The organism is Frankia sp. CcWB3, from assembly GCF_977927595.1.
On record NZ_CDWRCK010000017.1, the window covers coordinates 7037 to 15422 of the forward strand.

General features: G+C 70.5%; 3 protein-coding genes and 1 pseudogene. 3 read left to right on the plus strand and 1 reads right to left on the minus strand.

Annotation, left to right across the window (positions count from 1 at the left end):
- The first annotated feature begins 629 nt into the window (after positions 1–629).
- The 3 genes and pseudogenes from mfd to mazG all read left to right on the plus strand — a co-directional run bounded on the left by mfd (position 630) and on the right by mazG (position 6260).
- On the plus strand, positions 630–4232 hold the full coding sequence (mfd, locus tag ACY5KJ_RS02845) for a transcription-repair coupling factor (protein WP_462202735.1): 3603 nt from the start codon (positions 630–632) through the stop codon (positions 4230–4232).
- Positions 4233–4288: 56 nt separating this feature from the next.
- Positions 4289–5056 (plus strand): SurA N-terminal domain-containing protein, encoded by a 768-nt coding sequence (locus tag ACY5KJ_RS02850; protein WP_462185959.1) that lies wholly within the window; start codon positions 4289–4291, stop codon positions 5054–5056.
- Positions 5057–5068: 12 nt separating this feature from the next.
- A pseudogene (gene mazG, locus ACY5KJ_RS02855) lies at positions 5069–6260 on the plus strand (nucleoside triphosphate pyrophosphohydrolase).
- Between the two features lie 177 nt (positions 6261–6437).
- Here mazG and ACY5KJ_RS02860 read toward each other — a convergent pair.
- Positions 6438–8060 carry a glycoside hydrolase family 26 protein gene (locus tag ACY5KJ_RS02860; protein WP_462202736.1) on the minus strand — a complete coding sequence of 541 codons (1623 nt, stop codon included), beginning with the start codon at positions 8058–8060 and terminating at the stop codon, positions 6438–6440.
- Positions 8061–8386: the final 326 nt, after the last annotated feature.

Sequence of the window (8386 nt, forward strand, 5' to 3'; positions counted from 1 at the left end):
CCAGGCAATCGACTGTACGTCGATCGGCGATGCAGCGCCCCCTTTGCCGAGGCGGGGGAGCGCGGGACGCCCGAGCGTGCCGTCCGTCGTCCGGTACCGACCGGAACGCGTTACCGGAAACGTGAGATACGTCACGTCGGGGCCGTCGCGCTCGCCGGTGCGACCCTGCAGCTGCGCCCTCGGCTTCCACCTGACCGGCCCCGCGTTCGCCTGGACGCGCACGTTACCCCGGCCCCGACGGGCACGGCGCCGGCCCGAACGGGAGGAGGGTGGGTTGCCGGGGCGGGTGGGAAGGTTGTCGTAGGCTGGACATATCGTCTGTGCCGACAGGGTTGAGCCGATCAAGGTCGGCCCGGTATCGGGGCTGGCCCGGTATTAAGGCTGGCCCGGTATCAGGGTCAACTGGGTATCAAGGTCGGCCCGGTATCGGGCCTGATCCGGTATCGAGATCGACTGGGTATCGAGGTTGACCCGGCGCCTGCGGACCGGGGCATCGCCGGGCGGAAGCGTCGTGTGGAGCGGGGCCGGGCGGTAGATCAGGGCCGGATCGGCCTTGCCGTGTCACGTCGTCCGATCCCAACCAGTCGGAGTCGGATCCCAACCAACCGAGAGGCACAGGGACGCACCCCATGACCCTCGCGCCGTTGCTCGACGCGCTGATCGCCCGTCCCGGCGGGGACCCTGCCCTGGGCCGGGCGATCGGCGCGGTCGGTGAACCGGTCCTCGACCTCGCTGGTCCCGCGGCGTTGCGGCCCTTCGCCGCCGCGGCCCTGGCGGTCGGGGCCGACCAGCCGGTCCTCGCCGTCGTGGCTACTGGCCGGGAGGCCGAGGATCTGGCATCGGCGCTCGGCAGCCTGCTCGGTCCCGATGTGGTCGCGGTCTTCCCGAGCTGGGAGACCCTGCCCCACGAGCGGCTGTCCCCCCGGGCTGACACGGTCGGGCAGCGCCTCGCCGTGCTGCGCCGGCTCACGCATCCGGCGAGCACCGGTCGGCCGCCGCTGCGGATCGTGGTCGCGTCGATCCGTGCGGTGTTGCAACCCCAGGTGGCCGGGCTCGGCGAGCTCGCACCGGTCACCCTCGCCGAGGGCGATACGGCCGACCTCGACGGCGTGGTGACGCGGCTGGTGGACATCGCCTACCATCGGGTGGACCTGGTCGAGCGGCGCGGCGAGATCGCCGTGCGCGGCGGCATCCTCGACGTCTTCCCGCCCACCGAGGAGCATCCGCTGCGGGTCGAGTTCTTCGGCGACGAGGTCGAGGACATCCGCCGGTTCTCCGTGGCGGACCAGCGGGCGCTGCCGGAGGATGATGGCGCGACCGGTGGTGGCCGTGTCCTGTTCGCGCCGCCGTGCAGCGAACTGCTGCTGACCGCGCAGGTGCGGGCGCGGGCCGCGGACCTCGCGACGCGCCACCCGGAGCTGCTGGACCTGCTCGACAAGATCGCCGACGGCATCCCCGTGGAGGGGATGGAGGCGCTCGCCCCGGTACTCGTCGACGCCATGTCACTGCTCTTGGACGACCTGCCGGCCGGCACCCACGTGCTGGTCTGCGATCCCGAACGGGTCCGTTCGCGGGCGAGCGAACTGGTGCGCACGAGCCAGGAGTTCCTCGAGGCGTCGTGGAGCGTCGCGGCGCTGGGTGGCGGCGCGCCGATCGATCTCGGCGCGGCCGCCTACCGATCGATCACCGAGGTCCGCGAGCGTGCGGAGGATCTCGGTCTGCCGTGGTGGTCGGTCACTCCCTTCATGTCGGCCCCGGTAGGCATCGACCAGGAGCCGGCAGGCACCGGGCTGGCGGGCGCCGTCTACGACGGGACCGAGTACGGCGACAACACGGTGGTCGCCAGCCTCCGGCCCGCACCGATCTACCACGGGGACACCGCGGCGGTCATCGCCGACGTCAAGGGCTGGCTCGCCGAGTCCTGGCGAGTGCTGCTGGTCACCGAGGGGCACGGTCCGGCGCAGCGCCTGGTGGAGATGCTGCGCGACGCCGACCTGGGCGCCGGCCTCGCCGAGGAGGCCACGCTCACTCCGGGCGTCGCCATGGTGACCTGCGGTCGGCTCGCCACCGGCTTCACCAGCGATACTTTGCGCCTCGCCGTTCTTACCGAAAGTGACATCGCGGGTGCCCGCGGGGTGAGCACGAAGGACATGCGGCGCATGCCGAGCCGGCGGCGCAAGGGCATCGACCCGCTCGCCCTGCTCCCGGGGGACATGGTGGTCCACGACGCGCACGGCGTCGGCCGCTACGTCGAGATGGTCACCAGGACCGTCGCGGGCGCCCAGCGGGAGTACCTTCTGCTGGAGTACGCCCGGGGCGATCGGCTGTATGTGCCGACCGACCAGCTTGAACAGATCACCCGGTATGTCGGGGGTGACGCGCCGAGCCTGGACCGCATCGGCGGCGCCGACTGGGCCAAGCGCAAGAGTCGGGCCCGCAAGGCCGTCAAGGAGATCGCCGGTGAGCTGATCCGGCTCTACAGCGCCCGGATGGCTGCTCCCGGGCACGCCTTCGCTCCCGACAGTCCCTGGCAGCGTGAGCTGGAGGACGCCTTCCCGTTCCGAGAGACACCCGACCAACTCGCCGCCATCGACGAGGTCAAGGCCGACATGGAGAAGCCGGTCCCGATGGACCGGGTGATCTGCGGTGACGTCGGCTACGGCAAGACCGAGATCGCGGTGCGGGCCGCGTTCAAGGCGGTGCAGGACGGCAAGCAGGTCGCGGTGCTGGTGCCCACGACGCTGCTGGTCCAGCAGCACTTCCAGACCTTCTCCGAGCGTTACGCCGCGTTCCCGGTGGTGGTGAAGGCGATGAGCCGGTTCAACTCGCCCGCCGAACACAAGGCGGTGCAGGAGGGGCTCGCTACCGGCAGTGTCGATGTGGTCATCGGCACCCACCGGCTGCTGTCCGGGGAGAACCGCTTCAAGGATCTCGGCCTGGTGATCGTCGACGAGGAGCAGCGATTCGGTGTCGAGCACAAGGAGCAGCTCAAGAAGATGCGCACGGCGGTGGACGTGCTCACGATGAGCGCCACACCGATCCCCCGCACGCTGGAGATGTCGATCACCGGCATCCGGGAGCTGTCGACCATCGACACTCCGCCCGAGGAGCGGCACCCGGTGCTGACCTCGGTCGCCGCCTACGACGCCCGTCAGGTGACCGCGGCGATCCGCCGGGAGCTGCTGCGCGAGGGGCAGGTCTTCTTCATCCACAACCGGGTGGAGACGATCGACCGGGCCGCCGCCCGGCTGCGCGATCTGGTTCCCGAGGCGCGGATCGCCACCGCCCACGGCCAGCTGCACGAGGACGCGCTTGAGCAGGTCATGGTCTCCTTCTGGGAGAAGAAGTTCGACGTGCTGGTCTGCACGACGATCGTGGAGTCGGGCCTGGACATCTCCAACGCCAACACCCTCATCGTCGAGCGGGCCGACGTGTTCGGCCTGTCCCAGCTGCACCAGCTGCGCGGCCGGGTCGGGCGGGGCCGGGACCGGGCGTACGCCTACTTCCTCTACCCGCCGGACAAGCCGCTGACCGAGACCGCCCACGACCGGCTCGCCACGATCGCCCAGCACAACGACCTTGGTGCCGGAATGGCCGTAGCCATGAAGGACCTGGAGATCCGGGGAGCGGGCAACCTGCTCGGCGGCGAGCAGTCCGGGCACATCGCCTCGGTCGGGTTCGACATGTACGTGCGGATGGTCGGCGAAGCGGTGGCCGAGTACCGCAAGGAGGGCGTCGAGGAGCCCCCGGAGGTCAAGGTCGAGCTGCCGGTCGACGCGAGCCTGCCGCACGACTACGTGCCGAGCGAGCGGCTGCGGCTGGACGCCTACCGGCGGCTGGCCGGCGCCGCCACGGACGCCGACATCGACGAGGTGCGTGGCGAGCTCGTGGACCGGTTCGGTCCGGTGCCCGAACCGGTCGAGAACCTGCTGGCCGTCGCGGGCCTGCGGGTTCTTGCCCGGCACTTTGGCGTCACGGAGATCATCGCCGCCGGTCGCCAGATCCGGTTCGCTCCGCTGGAGCTGCGGGAGAGCCAGACACTCCGGCTGACCCGGCTCTACCGGGGCGCCGTGGTCAAACCGGCGGTGCGGACCGTACTCGTTCCCGCGCCGACCGAGACGGGGCGCATCGGCTCCCGACCGTTGCGGGACCGGGCCCTGCTCGCCTGGGTCGGCCAGCTCCTGCATGCGGTCGCGGCCGACTCGGTCGCCGCCGCGGCGGCCTCGATCTGACTCCTGGCGTAGGGCGCCGTACCGTACGCCACGCTGAGCGGATACCGTCTCGGCTCGTGAAGCTTTCCCGTCTCCTCGCCGGTGTCGGGCTCCTCGTGCTCGTCGGTACCGCCGGTACCGGGTGCACGACCCATGCCGGGGCCGCCGCCCAGGTCGGTTCGCAGACCATCGGGACCTCCCAGCTGCGCGGCATTGTCGACCGTGGGCTCAAGGCCGCGGAGACAGTACCGATCCCGCAGACCTCGCAGTCGGTGTCGCAGAGTCTCAACCGAGGTGAACTCCAGCGACGAACCCTGACCACACTCGTGCAGCTCGAATTGATCTCCGGTGAGGCGAAGCGGCTGGGGATCTCGCTGACCGGCCAGGACATCGCGTCCTACTACCAGGCGTACGCGATCCTGCAGTTCGGCAGCGTGAAGGCGTTCGAGCAGCGAGCCGCCGCGGCGGGCTTCGCCCAGCAGGACGTGGCGACGATCGTCCGCTCGGGAGCGTTCGAGTCGGCGCTCGGGGACAAGATCAGCCCGGGTGTCCTCGCCTCCGACGCGGACACTCGCGCCCAGTACGACAGCATCGTCGATCAGATCGGGAAGATCCCCCTCAGCTACCGGCAGGCCAAGCCCTACCTGGCCCGGTTCCTGGTGGCGGACAAACGGGCGACGAAGGTGCGCCCGCTACTCGCGCAGGCCGAGTCCCGGGATCCCATCTCGATAAACCCACGATTTGGTACCTGGGACACGAAGCAGTTCGCCGTGGTCGCCGCCGAGGGCTCGATCGCCAGCAAGCCCGCGCCCACGCCGATCCTGGACCTGACCACCCGATCCTGAGCGGACGGCGACATGTTGATGCGGATCACCGTGGTCGTCACCAGCCCCCGGGTGGCACCGGGAATCCTCACGGCCCGGGCATGGGATGTCGTGCGCACGGTGCCCGTCCTGACCGCGAGCCCCACGCATCCTCAGCTCGCCGCGCTGCGGGCGGCCGGTGCGACCGTCCTGATCGTCGATCCCGGCGATCCCGGCGGTCTGGCCGGCGCGGTGACCCTCATCCGGGCCGCCCTGCCGGATCCCGCGGCGGCCGAGGTCGCCTGGCTGCCCGATCCGCTTACGCCGAGCATCCTCGACCGCCTCCTCGACGAGGCGAGTGGATCCGGGGAACGGAACGATGCCGGCGTCGAGAGGGTGACCGGGGTCGATGGGGTGACCGGGGTCGAAGTGACGAGCCTCGTGGCCACCAGGGAGCTGCCCGGCTCGAGCCTGTTGGACGCCGTCGCGGTCATGGACCGCCTGCGGTCGCCGGGCGGCTGCCCCTGGGACGCCGAGCAGACGCACACCTCGCTCGCCCCGTACCTGGTCGAGGAGACGTACGAGGCGTATCAGGCGATCGAGGACTACGATCTCACCGAGCTGCGCGAGGAACTCGGCGACGTGCTGATGCAGGTGCTCTTCCACGCTCGGATCGCCGCCGAGCGCGCCGAGGACGGCTGGGACGTCGATGACGTCGCGGCCGGCCTGGTGGCCAAACTGATCCGCCGTCATCCGCACGTGTTCGGTGACGTGGTCGTGGACGGTCCGGCGAACGTCGTCGCCAACTGGGACGCGATCAAGGCGGTCGAGAAGGGGCGCGTCTCGGTGACCGAGGGCGTCCCACTCTCCCAACCGGCGTTGTCCCTCGCGGCCAAGCTGCTGAAGCGGGCGGCCGGCATCGGCGTCCCTGCGCTCGCGCTGACCGGGACGGCCGCGTGGGGTGTGACCGACGCGGGCGATCGGGTCACCGAGATCGCCGCCACGGCCGCCGTACTGGCCCGGTCGGGCACGGCGGGGGACGACCTGATCGGTGATCTGCTCTTTAGCCGCCGTCGCACTCGCCCGGATGGCCTCCGTCGATCCGGAGCGGGCCCTTCGGGCGACCGCCCGTCGCTTCCGGGACCGGCTGGCCGCCGTCGAGGGCACGGTCCGTGCCGAGGGCGCCGATCCGGCTTCCCTGTCCGACACCCGCTGGCGCGAAATCTGGCGGCAGCTACCCGAGTAAACACCGATCATCGGTGCCCGATGCCAGGGAGTACCGGAAAATAACTTCAGGTTTTGATGCTGGTCTTGCCAGCGAGGTTGGCGAGGTCTGCCGTGGTGGGTGCGATGATCTTCTTTCTCTAGCCCCCGCGCCGGGACCGGCAGCGTACGCTGATCGTGTTGGATCAGCCCCCAGGGATCAGCCCCAGAGCCGCTGGTACATCGCCGCCGCCATGGGATTGATGGTGGGGTCGACCAACGAGGAACGGACGTTGTTCGGCAGGGCATCGGGGAAGTACGCCTCGTAGGCGAGAATGTCCGCGTTGCGCACGAACGCCTCGTGCATCTTCTCTATGTAGACGGGGTTGTCCCCACCCGCGGCCCCGACCCGACCCGCCTTGGTGCCCTGCTGGCTGACCACACCCCACTCCGGCACCGAGAACAGCTTGTGATGGGTCCGCGCAAAGAGGATCACCTGGCAGAGACCGCCGTCCCCGTTGCACTGGTTGTCGAAGTCGGCGTAGGTCGGGCTCGGCGGGTACTGGTCGTAGGTGTCGACCCCGATGACGTCGACGTACTGGTCACCCGGGTAGAGATCGAAGGCGCCGACCGACGTGGTCGAGCCGTGGGCGTTGAGGTTCCAGTCGATGCGGACCCGCGGGCTGGTGGCCTTGATCGCCGACGAGGCGTTGCGGAAGCACTGCACCCACTGCTGCGGGTCCGTGGCCGCCCACGCGAACCACAGCCCGTTGAACTCCCAGCCCAGCCGGACGAACGAGTCGCCCCGCCCCATGCTCACCAGCCAGCGGCCGAACTGCCGCCACTCGGCGTCGTAGCGGCCGGCCGCACAGTCGGCGAGGTTGCCCTTCTCCGGCCCTTGGTCTGGAAAGAGCGGCTGGCTGATGACCCATATGCCAGAGAAGCCGGCGAAGGGCGAGGCGTCGCGCCCGATCCAGGGCTCGACGATCGCCCGCCAGCTGGACCGCTCGGTGTACATGACGACGACGTCGTTGGGCCGGCCACGGAATTCCGCCCAGCGGTTCGCCTGCGCCAACGTGTGCGCGGCGACCCCCGTGGGAAACTCACCGGTCGTGGCGGCCCGCTGTACCCGGGGCGCGGTGACCGGCGGCTGGACCCCCGGTGCGGGCGAGAGGCCGGAGCCCGGCGACTGCGGCGGGGGCGGCGTCGGCGGGGCGGACGTCGGGCCGCCGGCCGCTGTGTCCGTGGGGTGTCCTCCGGAGGGCGCCAGAACCCAGGCGGTCAGGGCGGTCAGGGCGAGCACGACCGCGATCGAGACCGCGACGAGCGGGAGACGCGGGATTCGGCCGGCTCGGCCCCCGGGGCGCGCGGTGATCCAACCGGCGACGCGAGATGGACGACCCGGGCCAGGCCCACCGCCGTCGTCCGCCCGAACACGCGCGTCCGGTACCTGCCCGTCCCAGGCTGGGACGTCCCGGGCCGGCACGTCCCAGATCGACCCGTCCCAGGCCGGCACGCCCCGAGCCGGCACGCCCCAGGCCAGGACGTTCGTGTCCGGCGTGTCCAGCCCCTTACCGGCCGGGGCCTGCCGCCCGTGCCAATGGAACACGGTCGTGGTGGCACCGTCCGGACGTGCCCGCGCCGGGTCCGCCCGGTCCCCGGCGCGGCCTGTGACCGGGCCGCCACGCGCGTCGCAAGAAGCACCGTTGCGGCGGATGTAGACCAGCTCGGTGGGGGAACCCTCGCTGGGGGAACGGAGCATCCGCGTCGTCGTGTCACTTCGGCGACGGCGCAGCGGGAGCAGCCGGGCGTCCAGCCACTCGCCCCGGGACGGGGTCGGCATGCCGGCGCTTCCACCGGCAAGCCGCCGATCGGCCGAACGGGGCGGATCCACCTCGGAGTGGCGCACCGTGCCGTCCTGGTCCGAGGATGGCGATCCGTCCACCGGCCAGCGGCCGGCCGGAGGGTCATCCGACCAGGAGCGCCCGCGCACCCGCATCACCCCAGTCGTACGTTTCTACCTATAAAGTCATTTTTACTCATGTAACGCAAAAGTACGGTCAAGGGGGACGTAATGAAGTAACAAATACGTGATTGAGAGCATCATCGCAGGTCACAGGCCTGTGGAGGGTTCGAAACGCGCAAGTTATTTCATTTCGACTCCAAGGG